9 protein-coding genes are annotated in these 16,486 nt (G+C 31.1%); 5 read left to right on the forward strand and 4 right to left on the reverse strand.

All coding sequences use genetic code 11. The features are described 5' to 3' along the window. The first annotated feature begins 462 nt into the window (after positions 1-462). The 4 genes from PTT44_RS04150 to PTT44_RS04165 are packed head-to-tail and all read left to right on the forward strand — an operon-like array spanning position 463 to position 11,353. Positions 463-1,482: a ComEC/Rec2 family competence protein gene (locus PTT44_RS04150; protein ID WP_168158992.1), complete on the forward strand. Its 1,020-nt coding sequence runs from the start codon at positions 463-465 to the stop codon at positions 1,480-1,482. Continuing rightward, positions 1,469-6,673, forward strand: coding sequence for an ATP-binding protein (locus tag PTT44_RS04155; RefSeq protein WP_252726134.1), 5,205 nt, complete (start codon positions 1,469-1,471; stop codon positions 6,671-6,673). The genes PTT44_RS04150 and PTT44_RS04155 overlap by 14 nt, the downstream gene beginning before the upstream one ends. Before the next feature lie 41 nt (positions 6,674-6,714). Then, positions 6,715-10,605, forward strand: coding sequence for a hypothetical protein (locus PTT44_RS04160; protein ID WP_273795542.1), 3,891 nt, complete (start codon positions 6,715-6,717; stop codon positions 10,603-10,605). After that, entirely contained in the window at positions 10,580-11,353 is a 774-nt protein-coding gene (locus PTT44_RS04165; RefSeq protein ID WP_168158990.1) for a hypothetical protein, read from the forward strand. Before PTT44_RS04160 ends, PTT44_RS04165 begins: the two co-directional genes overlap by 26 nt. A gap of 14 nt (positions 11,354-11,367) precedes the next feature. Here the strand turns inward: PTT44_RS04165 and PTT44_RS04170 are convergent, their stop codons facing one another. Then, on the reverse strand, positions 11,368-11,859 hold the full coding sequence (locus tag PTT44_RS04170; protein ID WP_171527537.1) for a hypothetical protein: 492 nt from the start codon (positions 11,857-11,859) through the stop codon (positions 11,368-11,370). Between the two features lie 85 nt (positions 11,860-11,944). On the opposite strand from PTT44_RS04170, the gene PTT44_RS04175 reads away from it, so the two are divergent. Continuing rightward, on the forward strand, positions 11,945-12,154 hold the full coding sequence (locus PTT44_RS04175; protein ID WP_087445546.1) for a helix-turn-helix domain-containing protein: 210 nt from the start codon (positions 11,945-11,947) through the stop codon (positions 12,152-12,154). Here PTT44_RS04175 and PTT44_RS04180 read toward each other — a convergent pair. Genes PTT44_RS04180 through PTT44_RS04190 form a run of 3 tightly spaced genes read right to left on the reverse strand, consistent with a single transcriptional unit; the run spans position 12,143 to position 16,476 of the window. After that, a complete protein-coding gene (locus PTT44_RS04180; RefSeq protein ID WP_168158989.1) occupies positions 12,143-12,580 on the reverse strand; it encodes a hypothetical protein in 438 nt (145 codons plus the stop codon). The two genes, PTT44_RS04175 and PTT44_RS04180, sit on opposite strands and share 12 nt — an antisense overlap. Position 12,581: 1 nt before the next feature. Further along, entirely contained in the window at positions 12,582-14,906 is a 2,325-nt protein-coding gene (locus tag PTT44_RS04185; RefSeq protein WP_273795543.1) for a hypothetical protein, read from the reverse strand. Then, a complete protein-coding gene (locus PTT44_RS04190; protein ID WP_168158987.1) occupies positions 14,896-16,476 on the reverse strand; it encodes a site-specific integrase in 1,581 nt (526 codons plus the stop codon). The genes PTT44_RS04185 and PTT44_RS04190 overlap by 11 nt, the downstream gene beginning before the upstream one ends. Positions 16,477-16,486: the final 10 nt, after the last annotated feature.

Consider the following 16,486-nt stretch of genomic DNA (forward strand, 5'->3'; position numbering starts at 1 on the left):
GGAATGAGTCTGTACCTACAGATTCATTCTCAAATTTACAGTGTTGAGTGCCAGTATGATTTTGATCATACAGCCTAGTAAAGATAGAAAATAAGTTTTTAAATAAACCATAGGGATATAGACTAAATTTTGCTAGGAGAGTGGTGGCAGTCCACCACCAATTAAAAGGTGTCTACAAAATCATTGGCTATTCAATGTGAATATAATTTTACAGATTCACGTTGCTGAGCTGTGGCACCAACTGAGTTGCCTAGGCCACAGTCTTAGATATGCTATTTAACTTATGTTTAGCTAGAATTAAGTTCATAATTAATTAAAAAATTATTTAATACAAAACAAATAGTTAGTTAACATATGTTGAGTATACTGAAAACAACTTCATGAACTTGCTTTAAAAAATGATTCCATTCTTAATATAAATAGATAAAATATTTATAAATCATCATTTTACATAAGTATTAAATGTTAAAGATTCATGTAATAGATGCGACTCATGGAGATTGTCTTCTTCTTGATTTCGATCATTCAAAAATTCTGATCGATTGTGGTCCAAAATCATTCAAAGCTCGTAGAGATGTACTAGCTAATATAGAAAAGATTTTAGGAGAAAATAGTGTTATTGATATAGCGATAGTCACTCATAATGATGATGACCACATCGGTGGATTTGAATTTTTGCTCGATACTTCTATCAAAATTAACACTATTGTTTTTAATAGTCTTCAAGATATTCCTGACATTATAAAAAATTCACAAAAACAAATTTCATATAACCAAGATAATGCTCTTAAGCAAAGATTGTTGGCAGAACGAGGAATTAAAACTTTATGTTTAACAAGAGATTCTAGTCCATTAATAATTAATGATATTACGTTAACTGCGATAACGCCAACGGCTGAAGCTCTAGAATGCATGCTAAATGATGCCAATGTTCAAAAAGAAAGAGAAGAACAAAAGAGAAGGCGAAAACAGATCTCAAGTTCGAAGGCTGAAGAAATAAAGCCTGAGGAGGCTTTACAAAAAATTCAATCTGGTCAAGATGTTTTCGTAAAAGATCAATCTATTACTAATAAATCAAGTATAGGATTAGTCATTCAATACGGATCTTTCTCTGGACTTTTTTTAGGGGATGCTCATGCTGAAGATGTGATTGAAGGGTTGAATATTTTAGGTTTTAATAATCATCAATTTGATGTGGTAAAAATATCTCATCATGGAAGTGAACGAAATACAAATATTGAATCATTAAGTCTTTTGGGAAAGACTGACTATATATTGTGTGCAAACAATGAAAAGCATTATCACCCTAATAATATGACATTAGCTAGAATACTAAGTTTAGATAATACCCCAACTATTCATTTAAGCTCAGATAATCCTAGTCTAGTGGGAAAAATTAATGATTTTAAAAGTCTAGGTTTTAGTATTAATGACTCATATCCGACTAAGGGAGTGAATACACTTAGCTATGAATACAAATAATCTAATACAAGTTCACACACTGACAGATAACTCCAGTGGATATTTTTTCAAGTCATTTGATGATAAGAAGTCTTTTGTTATTACATCTAAACATAGCATTTGTGATCAAAAAAAAAGCTGTGACTTATACCAGAGAAAAGTTGATGGATGTTGTAGATCTTGTCCGAAAGAATTTGATATAAAAGATATTAAATTATTAAAAAACAATAATAAGGCTACTCTTCAAATAGAAAAAATTTATTATGAGAAAACAAAAGATTTAGTAATCGTAAGTGTAATTGATCGTGCTACAGATAAACTAATCATAAATAGAAAAAGTAGTAGTAACAGCTACGTTACTTTTGGTTTTAATAGTTTAGAATCAGGATTGACTAGCTTAGTCTTTGATACGCCTAGAGTTATTGATACACTTATATATTACAATTTACATTCAAACCCAATCCCAAACTTAATAGAAAAAGAAGATAATTTTGATGGGATTTCAGGCTCTATAGTTTTTACACATCATGAAAAGTACCCGACAGCAAAAGCACTTATTATCCATAATGAAAATCACAATGACTTTGGAGCAGAAAGTCTTGATACTTTAAATTTTAATGAAGTAAATAATTTTTTTAAATGCAAAGTTTTTGATCAAAGGCTTTATATTCCAGAAGTACAAAACCTCAAAGAGCTTAGCCAACAAAACTTGAATCTAGTATTTAAAACGATTGATGGATTTGAATTATTTAGACCTAAATTACATAGTGAATTTGAAGATAAATTAATTTTAGGCAAGTTTATTCAAATAACAGGTTTGTCAGGCACAGGTAAATCAGTATTCTTAAGACAAATAGCTGAGTCCAAAATTAATGATTTACCATTTTTATTTATTAAATCAGATCAACTTTCAGGAAGTAATAATTGGTTAGAATATCTATCTAGAGTTGGACTGCCGAGTTTTTCAATTTCAGAGTGGCTAATAAGTTTAGAAGCTGTTGGAGGAGTTCCTATTGTCTTTATTGATGGTATAGACCGAGTTAGTGAAAACAGTAAACCAATTATTGAAGATTTAATTCGTACAATTTTTAACAACCCTGATTTAGACAATTGGAAAATTGTTACTACTTTAAGAGACACGGGGCTTGAACCGTTAAAAGTATGGATCAATTATCTTTTAAAGGATATTAATATTCAGACTATTAATATAGATCTTTTAAATGATGATGAATGCCTAGCATTAGCTCAAAAAGTCCCAAGTATTCAGCAGTTATTATTTAGTAATAGTAAAGTCAAAGAAATTATTAGACGTCCATTTTTTACTAAAGTTGTAACAAGCTTAAAAGCCAATGATTTTGAACCTGAGTCAGAATTAGAACTAATTGATGCATGGTGGAAACGAGGTGGATTCGATGAAACTGGTCAATCTACTTACAATCGACAAGATTTTTTAAAAAGGCTTTCTGAACTTAAATCTCAAAACCTTAGCAATAGTGTCAAGCGTAGAGAAATTCAGCCTATAGATGCTTTAGATGGCTTAGTGGTAGACGGGATAGTTCATGTAAGTTCTAAGAACTCTATTGTTGATTTTACACATGACATATTTTATGAGTGGTCATTGCTTTATCTTCTTTTAGAAGAAGAACAAGCCTGGTTGAATAAAATAGAAAGCTTTGGTCAACCTCCTTATATAAGTAGGGTTGTAGAATTGCTTGCCCAACGAGAGTTTATTGACGATAAGTGGATGAGTCATTTAGATAATCCAAAATTTAAAGAACTCAGATCACAATGGTTAAGAGCATGGGTGATTGGACCTATTGGACACCCGAAATTCATCGAGTTGAGTAGAGGATATACACAAGTTTTACACGAAAAGGATTTGGATCTTTTTGATAAGTTATTAACATGGTTTCAAGCAGAGAAAACCATGGCAAATCCAATACTCTTGGAACAGCCTGATAAATTACAATTTTCTATTCAACACCCTTGGCCATCTGATGTATTCTTATGGCGAACACTTTTAGAATATGTTTTGAAATTAATACCAAGTACTCCACATCAATTATATCCTCAAATATTGAAGATTTTTGAAGTATGGCAATATTTTGGTATTCATGTACCTTCAAATCAAATGTCAAAAATTATTTTGGATGTATCAATCGATTGGCTTTTAGAAATTTCTCAAAAAGAGAGAGCTAGTGATTGGAGACAAATAGTTAACTTAAAAGATTTTAAGTCTAAGCTAATTAATATAATTCTGATTTCCATACAATCAAATCCAACTTATACGGAAAGATATTTAAACTTTTTACTTTCGGAAACTGAATTATCTAGAGAAATTTATACACATATAGTAGATGAATCTTCTCTTATTTCACAACATCATCCAAAATTACTTGCTGATTTAACGCTAAAACTTTTATTAGATGAACTGCCTAAATCACGTTTAGAACGTGAGGAAATGAGCCATCAAAGAACAAAGAAATATTATCAAGAGTTACTGGCTAAGCCTGAAAAAGAAAGATCACAAGAAGAGAAATTAGACATAAAAAAAAGAGAACTATTTTCTCCAATTGGAATAGATAGTCTTATAAATGATAGCGATTGGGATAATTTATCAATTAAATATGAGTCTAGACAATTCTATCCTAGCTCACCTTTAAGGGAGCCATTTTTTTCATTATTGACTCATTCCGAGGACACAGGGTTACAGCTTATACGTGATTTGTCAAATCATGCGATTCAGGCATGGACACAACTATGTGAACTTTCTGAACAAGCACCTATACCAACTACTATTGAATTTCCTTGGGGCGTACAAGAATTTTGGGGAAATGAAAAGCAATATATCTGGAAAAAACCTGTTTGGATAAATGATGCCATTTCATCGGCCTATATGGTCTTAGAAAACTGGTGTTTTGAACAACTGGAGCAAGGGCGAATTTTTGATGAACTTATTCAAAAAATTACTTTAGGACATGAATCTGTAGCAATTCTTTGTATAGTCAATGTTTTAGCGCTAAACAAGCAAATTATTTCTAACTCTATATTTCCAGTTGTTACTAATTTTAAAATATTAGAACTAGATAATTATCGATTTAAGCAAGACTTACAGGAACCTAGTACAACTTTAATATCTCTTCAAGGTGAGTCAAAATATCAAAAAGATATTGAAGTTGTCAGACACAACTACAGTAGAGAAGGTCATAAAATAAGTTTAGAGTTTTTATTACGAAATTACTTTATAAACTCTGAATTTCGGGAACTTACAAAAGACAAGTTATCTAAATTTAAAGCTGATCTTCCTTTTTATTTTGAGAATGAGAAGACAGATGAAGCTACGATTGAAAATTTAGAGGAGCGTGCAAATTTTCTTGTTGAATATGTCAATTTGGACAATTACTATTCTCAAAAAAATACTGAGAATAGGATTGGTATTTACTTTAATCATCCTCACTATCAAGACCAAGTTGAATCGGAAGAACATAAAAAACTAAATGAATTCACAATATGTTCCAGCATTGCATATTGGGCCCAGAAATCATTAGAAGCTAATGCAATTCAAAATAACTACACCATAGATTCAGTCATTAAGTTATTGAAAGATTTAGAAGTAAAAGATTTATTCCAAAATGCTTGTGATGTTTATGGAGATCAATCTACATATAAAAGTATGAAACAAAATGCTTTTAGTGCAATAGCAACCATGATCTTAGTCTTTAGAGCAGATCGTAATGAAGATGATCTAGAATGGGCTCGTAATATTTTAAATCAAGTAGTCCAATTACCATACAGTTCCTATGAGATAGATTGTCCACAAGCATCCTTATCTTTTCATCCAAAGAAATTTCTTGCACAAGGTTTAGTGGATGAAATTATTCATAACAGCATGGATGATTTAATTTTCAGTAATCTTCTAAATATTATAGCGAGTCCATCACACGAAATTTCATTAGTGGCATTAAAAGAATGCCTTAAATTATTGGATATACATCCTAAATGGACTTGGTCTGCAATTTATTTTGCACTTATTCTATGTAAAAATCATTTAAAATATCGAATTTATCGATCAGACAAATATCCAGAAGCACAACAAGAATTAGATCAAGTATATGAACATCTAAACAACTATTTAAAATCAAATGATGATTGGTGTGCATTACCAAAACCTGATGCTCCGTGGATAGAGCTTGATGAAGAAACTTTACAACGTAACAAAGAGCATGAGAGAAAAATTGCTAAGGCTTACAATCAATGGTGGCACGATGATAAAGTTGTTTCGAGGTGGGTGAAATCAAATACTCAATGGGATCATGAATTTTCAGGAAAAGTTATTAAATTACTTCCTGAGAAATTAATTCATGATACTTGTCAAACATATATCCTCAATTTTTTAGAAAGTTGCTTAGAATGGACTATGGAAAAACAAGAACCGTCTTGGCTCAAAGAGAAGCAAAGGTTTGAAGATAAAGATATTATTTATGAATGGAATCATAGCTTATCTAGTGCCTTAGCTAGGGTCGTTGGGATATTCCCTACAGAAGAAATCAAAGCCCAATTCCTTATGCCAATTCTTAAGCTTAAAACAGATGCTTGTTGGGAGTTGCTTTATCCGTTCATTGAAAATTATATTTGTCGTTATATTTATGATGCGCAAAACATTCCTGACAATGCGTTAGATATTTTAGATTTATGTTTGGATTGTTTTTTAAAAGCATCGTGTTTTGATAAACAGAGTCACAAAGCTGGTGAAATTACTGGTATTGAATTACCACATATAGCTAAATGCCTAATGTTTGTTTCAATAGATCAAACAGCAGCTTCAGCAAGTAGATTTGTGAATAGTGATTGGTCTGAAATTGGTCTAATTTTACCTTTAATTGATAAGTATATCCGAGCGGCAGGTTGGACTGAATATGTTATTCACCTATTCTTGAAATTGTGCGAACGATCAATCCAAAATTATCCATCACACCTATATGCCGATCAAATTTTAGAATTAATCTCCTCAGGTGAAACATTGAATTGGAATGAGCACGTATACCAAAGGATATCTAACATTATCCAAATTTTTATAGATAAGGAACAATCTATGCCAATAGAATTACGACAAAAATTTTTAAGAATTATTGATTGGCTAGTTGATCATGGTGATCGAAGAAGTGCAGCCCTTCAACAAAGCAACTTTTTCCAAAAAGTAAAAAGTTACTGAGCAATTAATTTTTATCAAATATTTATCTAGTTGAATATACTATGAATCATGAGAGCTTAATCAAAGTTGAAACCCTAAATTCGGAATCTACAGGGTGTCTTTTTTTATCACATGATGAGAAAAAATCATTTGTCATGACATCTAAACATAGTATTTGTGACCAAAAGGATAATTGTGACCCTTACAAAAATAAAGAAGATGGCTGTTGTAGAAACTGCCCTAAAGAATTCACTATTGAAAATATCCATTTATTACAGAAGGGAAATCAAGAAAAACTGAGTATTATTAAAGTATTTTATGATAAAAATAAAGATCTTACGATTATTGAGGTTAATGAAAAGGCTACCAATAAATTAATCATCAATGAAGAAATTTATACCGACTCTTATATTGCAAGAGGGTTCAATGAAAAGGATAACGATTGGATTAATTTGGACCTAGATAAACCTAAACCTTTCGGATCAATGATTCTCTATCGCCATTCAAGTTCAATTCCTAATTTAGTAGAGAAAAAAAATAATTTTAAAGGAATATCTGGTTCGGTCGTTTTCACTTATCATCAAGATAACTCTCAAAAAATTGCCAAAGCACTAATTATTCATAATGAAAGCCATAATGATTTTGGAGCAGAGAATCTTGAAAAACTAGACTTCGATTACATCAATAATTTTTTTGAATGTCATGTCTTTTGTAGAAAAAAAGATATAGATTTAAATGAACTAAAGCTTCTATTACAAAAGAACCAAGAATGGTTATTAGAGTCTTTCTCTAATAACAAAGCAGCCAAATACAATTTTGGTCAGCCTTTAGCTCCTAACGATCCAAATTTACCGAAGTTATTACCTCGTAAAAGTCTGATTAATAATATTCATCATAATTTATTTACAGAAGATGTTAATTTCATATTAGGAAAAGAAGGGGTAGGTAAATCATGGGTCACTGCACAAAGTTGGTTATTTCTTGAAGACAAACCCTTACATATTTTTTTGACTGCTCAGGATTTTAATCAATTTGATAAGAATAATTTAGAACATTTTTTAATAAAAAAGATTATTGAACAAACAAAAGAAGAAGATAATCAAATTACTGTTACAAAATGGAAGGATAGATTCAAAAACTGGGGAAATGATTCAAGTGAAAATAATATTAACCTCTTAATATCTATTGATGGAATAAACCAAAAACCTGATGTAGACTGGCATATAATTATCGATTCAATTTCTTACTTATTTGAAAATAAGAAAGTTAAAATTTTAGTTACATCGCGAACCATTTTTTTTAATGCAAAAGTCAAAAGAAAAATTACAGCTAAGTATGAAACAGTAACAATAACAGATTGGTCTGAAGAAGAAAGAAATGAGATTTTAGTCCAAAAAGATATTAATCCCAATACACTGACAGCTAGCGTAGCAAACTCTTTATTAAATCCTAGACTGCTAAATATTGCTATTAGTCTATTCGATAAACAGAAAATCCAAAACATTGCGGAGCTAGATGTCAATAGAATATTACTAGAACACATTTGGCAAATGGAATCCGACAATTATGGAAAAATGACATCTTCTGATTTTTTAAAAAGCCTTCAAAGTCATGCACAGGAAATTATAATCAGATTAGTCAAAGATGAAAAGGATGATCTGAATCATTTCAAAGGAAATCTCTATGCTGTTGCTGAAGGACGCTTTTTTGAAGTTGTAGAAGATGATCTTGATTCATATAAATTAAAAGATGAGGGTTTATGTTTTTCACTAGGTTTAGAAATCGTTCTTCAACTAAATAGACTGAAGCGAAATGATAAAAATCTAGATGATGGTTTAGCTAAAATTATTGAGCCTATAAATGCATTAGATAAGACCTCGGATATTATTATTTCTAGTCTTACAATATTGATTTTTGAACCAAATTTTTATTCTAAAGAGGTTCTTAATGCTTTAGTTTCATGTTTTGTATCTCTGCAAAATACCGATGAGTCATACCTCAGTTATTTTTCTACGATTGTTGAAAGACACATTTCAGATTTTATAAATATTCTAGAAGAGTTATGTTTGACTGGAGGTAGTCAACCAAATTTTAATTGGGTTGAAAAGTCAATTATTTGTATCCCACATATTTCACAATCTTGGCTATGTATCGAAGAGCAGATAAAGAAATGGTTACAATATTATTCATTATCGCCAGAAAAAAAACTCTCACATTTTTCAAGAAAGGACGATAAGGATCGCTTGATTGCATTAGAAAAAAATCAGGTTGAAATTTCAGAAAAATTAAACAAACTATCGCCAATTGAAAAAAATATAATTACTCAATTAACTGAAAATAAAAAAGATATTGATACACTGGTTATTACGGCATTCCATATCTTAGCAGGAAAACCTTTAGCCAATTTTGCACCTGAATTTACTAAATGGAGCTTTAGCTGTAGTTTAAATTCAAGTTATAGCTCCCCACACAAAGACTTTATTAGCTTAATTAGATATAACCTTGTTGATTGGGAGAATACAAGGACGCAATTATTAAATGAAGCAAAAACTTTGGATTCTTCAGGTAATTCAAGTGTGGCGCAATGGGCGTATATAAGAATACTTTATGCAACAGGTGAGTCCAGTGATGCAAAATTTGCGGAAGATCTTGCTAAGCAACTTAGAACTGATGCATCCTTTGGAGGATGGAGAAGAATAGAAAACTATTGTTCTACTGATCCATGTGACCCTGAATCACTAGAACCAGAAAATATTAAAAAAACTACCAAAGCATGTGAAGAGCTCGATATCAGTCAAATCTGGAATGACTTAAATCAGACATCAGAAAGTCTTTTACTACATGATATTCAAACTGGCCTTGCACGCTTTAGACCAGCAGAAGTTATATCAAAGCATAGAGAATTAATTACTGATGTTTTGAGTCGAACTAAATACCCTTTACGATGTGGTATATTAAATATAGATCAACATAATATTTTATCCACGAAAGAACATGTCGATAAATTATTAGAATTACATAAGCTTAATAAAAACTCAGAGTTATTTGATGGATTGACTGAAAATGATAAAAACTTTGTAAATCAATATTCAGTTATGCAAATTCTTCCACATATTGAACCAACTCAACAAATTGAAGTCCTTCTTAATTTCAATAAAGAGGATAATGTATTTATCGATCTCATCGAAATTATAGAGTCTGTAACAATTGAAGAGTTTGATCAAATTCTTGATAGAAAATTACAAGAACATCAAATTTTAAATTTACTTTATTACGCAAATATTAATGAAATAGATCTAACGGAAAAATATAAGAAAATTTTAAAGGAACATTTAAATAGTCATAATTCATTTATAAAAACGGAGGTTTTTAGAGCAATAAGTATTCATGAGGATATGGGTTTATTAAATGATTTTATTGAGATAAATTGGTCAGGTTTAACAACAGATGCTAATAACCATGAGTTATTTTATGGCTCATTATTATGGTTACTATCTGCAAAAAATAATTTAGTAGATGAAGAAGCTGCCGTAGCAAACATTAATCCTAATATCTATGGAAATGCTAGTGAATATCTTTCAATTATAGGATTACAAAGAATAGCATTTGCTATAGAATCTATCCTTAAAGATATTATCAATACTGATATTGATTTTCCAGATTTAGAAATTATTGAAAACTTATCATTAAAAAGAAATGTTACTTCATTATTTTCAGTTGACAGAAGAGAAGAGAATGTTACCTTCGAGCAAAATCTAAAATCACTTTCAGAATCTGGTGAAGCTTTTGAGAAAAGACATGAAAATCAAAATCATCAATTTGATAATTATATTAGTTATTTAAAAACAAAAGGTGCTGATCTTATTTTAAATGGAATGTTACCAGAAACATTTGCTCACATAGCAAATTCAGCTCCAGAATTGAAAGATGAATGGTTTAATACTTTTTTCTAAATTATCAAGCTCTCATATACCTAAATTTTATAACTTTATTTTACTGCTTGCCTATACTTACTCTGAGGATGATACTCAAAAGGCTCAATTTCTATGGGATAAAATAAGCAATAGTGACTCTTTTACCAATATAACAATCGGCCATGAAAAAATACCACTTAAACAAATGTCAATTTGGGGAAGTTCAAATCGAGATTTAGATGCATATCGATTTGAACAACTAGATAAAGCAATATCAGATCAAAAAATATATAACCAAGTGCTTGCAGCAATAGTAAATAATAATGAAATAATTATTTATGATTACATTTATCAAAAAATAAATTGTGTAGAACCATCTCAAATTGCTAGAGGAATCCTAGTTGCTGGATGTTTAGATGAAAACTCTTTATCTGATGAACTATTGAATACGTACAAAGATTACAATGGGATAATTGGAGAGACATACAAAGCATCTTTATATATGTATGAAAGAAATATTTGGTCTAAATATTGGTTCACCAAAATGTTATCTACAGAGGATAATGAAGAGTTTTGGAAATACATGATTTTATTTATAAAAATCGTAGATTTAAGATTTTATAAGTGGAAATATTCCTTATTAAAGGATAATGTTCTTTTCCAAAAATTTTATCTGAGTTTCAGAAATGATATCAATAATCGCTGTAAAAAATGGAAAAAAGAACGAGATAAAAAACTTTTTGGCAGTGAACCTCCAAATCCTATCTACATTTATCTACAAGGATGATCCCAAAAAATATATTATGAACAATAATTGATTAAAGAATTAATAGCTTTGATTTTTATTTTCAAGCTATTAATTTCTTTGCTTTTCATTTGTCGTAATTGTTCAATTTTAAACTGAATATCAGGAAATTGTCCTTTTAAATCATGCAATGCTTCAATTTCTTCTTCTAATGAAATCATTTCGCTCTCAAACTCTTCTTTTTTCAAATTTAGTTCTTGGAGGGTAGATGTTGACTCAATGCAAAACTGTGATCGTAAATCATGCAAATTTTCAGCTTCAGTATAGGTTGTTTGTCCATATATACTTTTTTCATCATCAACCGTTAAATAGCCATCTTTAACTAGTCGAAGTATTAGCCGATAAACACTTTGATAGTTAACATTACTATCTACTACTTTCAAAAGTTTAACTTTATCCCAAAAGTCTACCGTTTGCCATGAGTCAATCTTATAGCTACAAAGTACACGGGAAAGTTCTTTAAACATTGGTAAGTTTTGAATTTCCATATTCATCACTCAAATAATGAGGATTATAGTCCGTGGATTAAAACACTTCAATTCCTGATAGTTCTTGTATTTATGGTAGTCACCTATGAATCAAGAACTAGCACTGTCGATTGGCGCAAAAATTAGGGAAACTCGAAAAAATAAATCTATTAGCCAAGAACAATTAGCCTTATCAACAACAATTGATCGTAGCTATTTGGGGCGAATTGAAAGGGGAGAAGTCAGCATTACTGTTGAAAAACTCTACCAAATCTCACAAACACTCAATGTTGACCCTAAAATATTACTCCCTTGAAAGATATTTTTTAAGGAGATGTGGAGCTAAGAGATGATCAACTTTCAAGTTTGTTCTAAGCTTTACCTCTTCAATAATATCTATAAGCGTTTCTGTATTCTGATGAAGCTGTGACTCCAAATCATCAATTTGAGTGCGTAGATTTTTATTGGTGTCCGTAAGAGCCTGCCTTGTCTTTTTATTTACATAAAGTTGCTGTTCTTTAGTCTTTAGATGTAGTGGCGAAATCTGCTCAGATACATATAAAGATATAAGCTTCTTCCGTTCAGCAGAACTCAAAGTACTTAGCCCACCTGATATATAGCCCTTAGATGTTAGACGGCTATGAAGAGATTTGTGCGAAATAGGGGATTTTTCAAAACCTTCAACTAACATCATTTGCAATTCTTGTTCGATGACTTCATCTAATTGTTTGCCACGTAACATATTAGGCTTCCTTAGTCTCAATTTTTTGCTGTTCTATAGCGAATAGTTCACTTAAGGTTGTTGGTAATTTAGTGATCGCATCGCCATAAGGAAAAACGGGAATAGGAGTTAAACTATTTTGCCTATCAAGTGCTTTTGTCTTTAAGTCACTTAAATAAAGTATTTTTTGACGCAAATCCTCAAGCATTTCTCTATAAGATAAATCATGGATTACGATTTGCTCTATTTGTGCAAACTTATCTAGTAATTCATTCAAAGTATGATGTAGAGCTTCTAATTCACCTTTACGTCCAGTTAAAGCAAAGTTTCCACATTGATCACCTGATTGGCAGGCAAGACGTTTAGGGCAATCGTGTACAGCAACTTCACGCATACACCCACCAAAAGGCAAGGGGTATAAACAAGCATGGCGTTGAACTAATGAATTCGCAAATGATTGATCCTCTTTAACCAACTCATTAAAAGATTCAGCGATATCTTGAAAATATTCATCAAAAAAGGAGTTTTTTACATAGCTTGCCATTTCACTTTTTGAATCAAATGTCTGTAAATTCATCTTTAGGTTATTTTCTAGATCCAATTTGTCTGAAAAGTACATTAATCCATCAATTTTGATAGAATCAATTGGATATTCTGGCTTGAGTTCTTGCTTAGCATTTTCATAAAGAGCCAATTCTTGTTTTTCTAACAAACTAGCTGTGACCTTACGTTGTTTTAACGCTAAGTGTTGATAATACTGGTTTTGCTTGATATCTACACGCCCCATAAGCATTGCTTGCAAATGTTCAGCTAAACCACTGAGAGCGAGAAAAGTATTGATGTTGTGCCGTGGGATATGACTTGTAAGCTTTGAATGTTCTGCTTCATTCTCAAGTAAATTATATTTTTCAAAAACTGAAATATGTGTAGAGTTGCCTAAGAAACTATTCACAATATTTATGTTGAGTGGAATTACATTCGTTTTGTTTGAAAATGATCTTTTTAAAGTTGCTGATTTAAACTCATGAATAAAAAGTAAATCTTCATAAGCGATTTTTTCCGTTTTTCCTTCATAATTAAAAACATGGTCTATAGGATGTTCAGAGTCATAGTTAGCTAATCCTTTGATGAAAGCATTAATATCATGTTTTAAATAATATTTTTCGACCTTTTGACCAGATTTATTCCCCTTAAAAATAGGCGTATTTTTAAGAGTCTTAATGACAACTTCACGCTGACCCGCTCGACCTCTATAGGTATCTTTAACTCCAAAAACAGTTCCAATCAGATCATCTATCTCCACATAATCTTGATCAAGATCATCAATAGATTTTGGCAAGAAATCTGAGCAATTTTTTGACCTAATATAATGAAGATGCTCTCTATATTCTTTGGTGAGTTCTAACACAGATTGAAATATTGTCTCAACTAAATTTGCAGATAATGGCTCAACCCAGTGAATTCTAAAGCCAGCTCCTTTCGCACCATGATATTGAATTCCCAAAGTGTATTGCTTTTTGCCATCTAAAGTTAAATGCTCTTTTGTTACTGGATCAAGAATAGGTTGTTTGATCAATGCATCTGTTTTTAGAAGAATTGCTTCTGTTGAGCGTAAACCAGTAACAATAAGCAATAATAAAAGATTTAGAACAATCTTTTCACCATTCGTCTCACACAAACTGATGAGTGAAACAATATTTATAAATGTACGAATTGAAATCAGCTTTTCTTTATCAAGATCATCATCATCTAGTTCCAATTGATCAATTAAAGCTTTTGTCTTCTTAGCATTTGGGGTTCTATTCTGACGGTTTATGTATAGGTATTTTTGAGAAAATTCTAAAGGTTGTTCAGTAAAAGCGTAATGATTTAACATCTCCTGTAATCTAAGGTATGTACCAGCATGATCAGGAAGATTCGTTTTACTAGAATTTTCTGCCAAAATTTCAAAAGACTTATTTAATATTAATGTAGATAAATGGCAGGGATGTATGCTCTCCATTTTTTCAGCATGTAGAGCACTATACCAACGCTTCAGGATTAAAAATTCTGCATATAGCTTTTGGGGAGATGCTTTGGAGTTAGATTTACGATAACTAAGAATAAGTACAGATTTAATAAATTCTTGAAATTTTTCATCAATTTTGGTGTCCTTTACCCCCCTCAATCGTTTAATACGTCCAAAAGTAAAATGACTCTGCCCACTTCCTGATAGCAACCAACCTGATCCAACCGTACCACCATACCAAGATGAGTCATTCCAATCCCATTTAAAATTAGACTGTAAATTTTGATTAAAGTAATTTTTTTGTTCTTCAATAAAAGTATTATATTTTTCAATATTCATGGCTATCATCCTTCTGTAATGCGCAACGAGCTATTACAGATTCAATTTCGAATTTAGTTGACTCATGCACTCGAATCAATGGATTTCTAGATACGCCAATTCCATCTGATAGCTTAATAAGATCGTTTATTTCATTTTGTATGCTTTCTAAAACATGATTATGGCTAGCATCAATAAAAGGATGAAAATACATACAACCATAGCAATTACGAACTGGTTGAAATAAACATTTGTCTTCGTAGGAGCACCCACCAATATCATAATGAATTTTGCTACCGATATTTCCTAGTACTTTTTTCTGATGCCAATCTTTCTTATAAACGAGCCTTCCAGTCAGAAGCATAGCGATCATTTGTCTATACAGAGAATTTTTACCAAGTGCCTGCGCTCTAATTTGAGCTAGTTCTGGGGTAGAAAAAATATAATGTCTGGCTGTTACAACAGAAGAGTGACCTAAGATATATGCAATTTCCTCAGCTGAAGAACCTGCCATTGCCAAACTATAGCCAACATGATGCCTAAAATCAGAAAAGGAGTACTTTTGCTTTATCATTTCACCAGAAAGAACAGCTTCTCTATAGGCTTCAGGAGCAAAATTAAATAATTGTGTATTAATCGCTTTTGAGCAAAAACGAGCAGAATTTTCACCTAAATCAAATAACTTATCTTTTGGACTCAAGTCAAATCTTTCAATATAAGCAATGATGATTTCAGCAACTTCTTCTGGAAGTTTTACAGCTATTTTCTCATGTACATAGCGTGCTTGTTTTGCATAGGGAATTAGTATGCTATAGCGATGAAATTGATCTACCGTACGTGTGGTATCTATTTTTATATCTTCAGCAGCTAGTTTAGCTAATTGCACAGGTCTAAGACCAGTTACATACACCAATCCAAGTATTGATGCGTAAAGTAGTTTTTGATTATCAATACTTTGAAAATCATCCTTAATAACTTGTTTTAACTTGATAAATCCTTGTTGAATCATTGAAATAAGAGGGTAATCAATCGCATCTTCGTATTGTTGGTAATATAATCTTGAATTAAATGCTTTGGGACGTTCAAGAAATCCCAACTCATATTCCTGATCAAGATCAAAGCATGAAAAGTTCTCGAGAAATAATAGCTTCACCAAAAACTTAAAATGATAATAGTATGTAGAATTATCGACTTTTGCTAAATCAACCAATAAAGATTTCGAATTGTGATAATCAAGCTTCAGATTTCTAGTTTTTAGCGACTTTATGGCAAAAGTGTAAGCCTGAAATTTAGCTTCAAGTGCAGATGGTGTATTAACCTGAATGTAATTAGCTAGAAAAAATTTAGCCAATTTTTTCTCTGATGTACTGAAATTTGAGAAGTTTAAGAGAATCTTTTTTCCTGAATAAGAAAAATTCCAAACATCGTTTGATGTTTGAATGAACTTACTATCAAACTTATCAGCTCTATGAAATCGAATGATTGTTGGCAAGTGTAAAGACTCTATGAGCCTAAGGTCAGCATCATAGAAAATAATAAATTCACTAGAACTATCATCAATTTTTTCAAAATCTAGACTAAGTTGAGACATATTCTTATCA

The sequence above is a fragment of the Acinetobacter sp. Gutcm_16 genome (assembly GCF_028649355.1).
Classification (GTDB): domain Bacteria; phylum Pseudomonadota; class Gammaproteobacteria; order Pseudomonadales; family Moraxellaceae; genus Acinetobacter; species Acinetobacter johnsonii.

Bases quoted from the DNA above. Each gene is read 5' to 3' on its own strand.
- PTT44_RS04185 (WP_273795543.1), bottom strand. From the start codon at position 14,906: ATGAATATTGAAAAATATAATACTTTTATTGAAGAACAAAAAAATTAC.
- PTT44_RS04160 (WP_273795542.1), top strand. From the start codon at position 6,715: ATGAATCATGAGAGCTTAATCAAAGTTGAAACCCTAAATTCGGAATCT.
- PTT44_RS04170 (WP_171527537.1), bottom strand. From the start codon at position 11,859: ATGGAAATTCAAAACTTACCAATGTTTAAAGAACTTTCCCGTGTACTT.
- PTT44_RS04165 (WP_168158990.1), top strand. From the start codon at position 10,580: ATGAATGGTTTAATACTTTTTTCTAAATTATCAAGCTCTCATATACCT.
- PTT44_RS04190 (WP_168158987.1), bottom strand. From the start codon at position 16,476: ATGTCTCAACTTAGTCTAGATTTTGAAAAAATTGATGATAGTTCTAGT.
- PTT44_RS04175 (WP_087445546.1), top strand. From the start codon at position 11,945: ATGAATCAAGAACTAGCACTGTCGATTGGCGCAAAAATTAGGGAAACT.
- PTT44_RS04155 (WP_252726134.1), top strand. From the start codon at position 1,469: ATGAATACAAATAATCTAATACAAGTTCACACACTGACAGATAACTCC.
- PTT44_RS04150 (WP_168158992.1), top strand. From the start codon at position 463: ATGTTAAAGATTCATGTAATAGATGCGACTCATGGAGATTGTCTTCTT.
- PTT44_RS04180 (WP_168158989.1), bottom strand. From the start codon at position 12,580: ATGTTACGTGGCAAACAATTAGATGAAGTCATCGAACAAGAATTGCAA.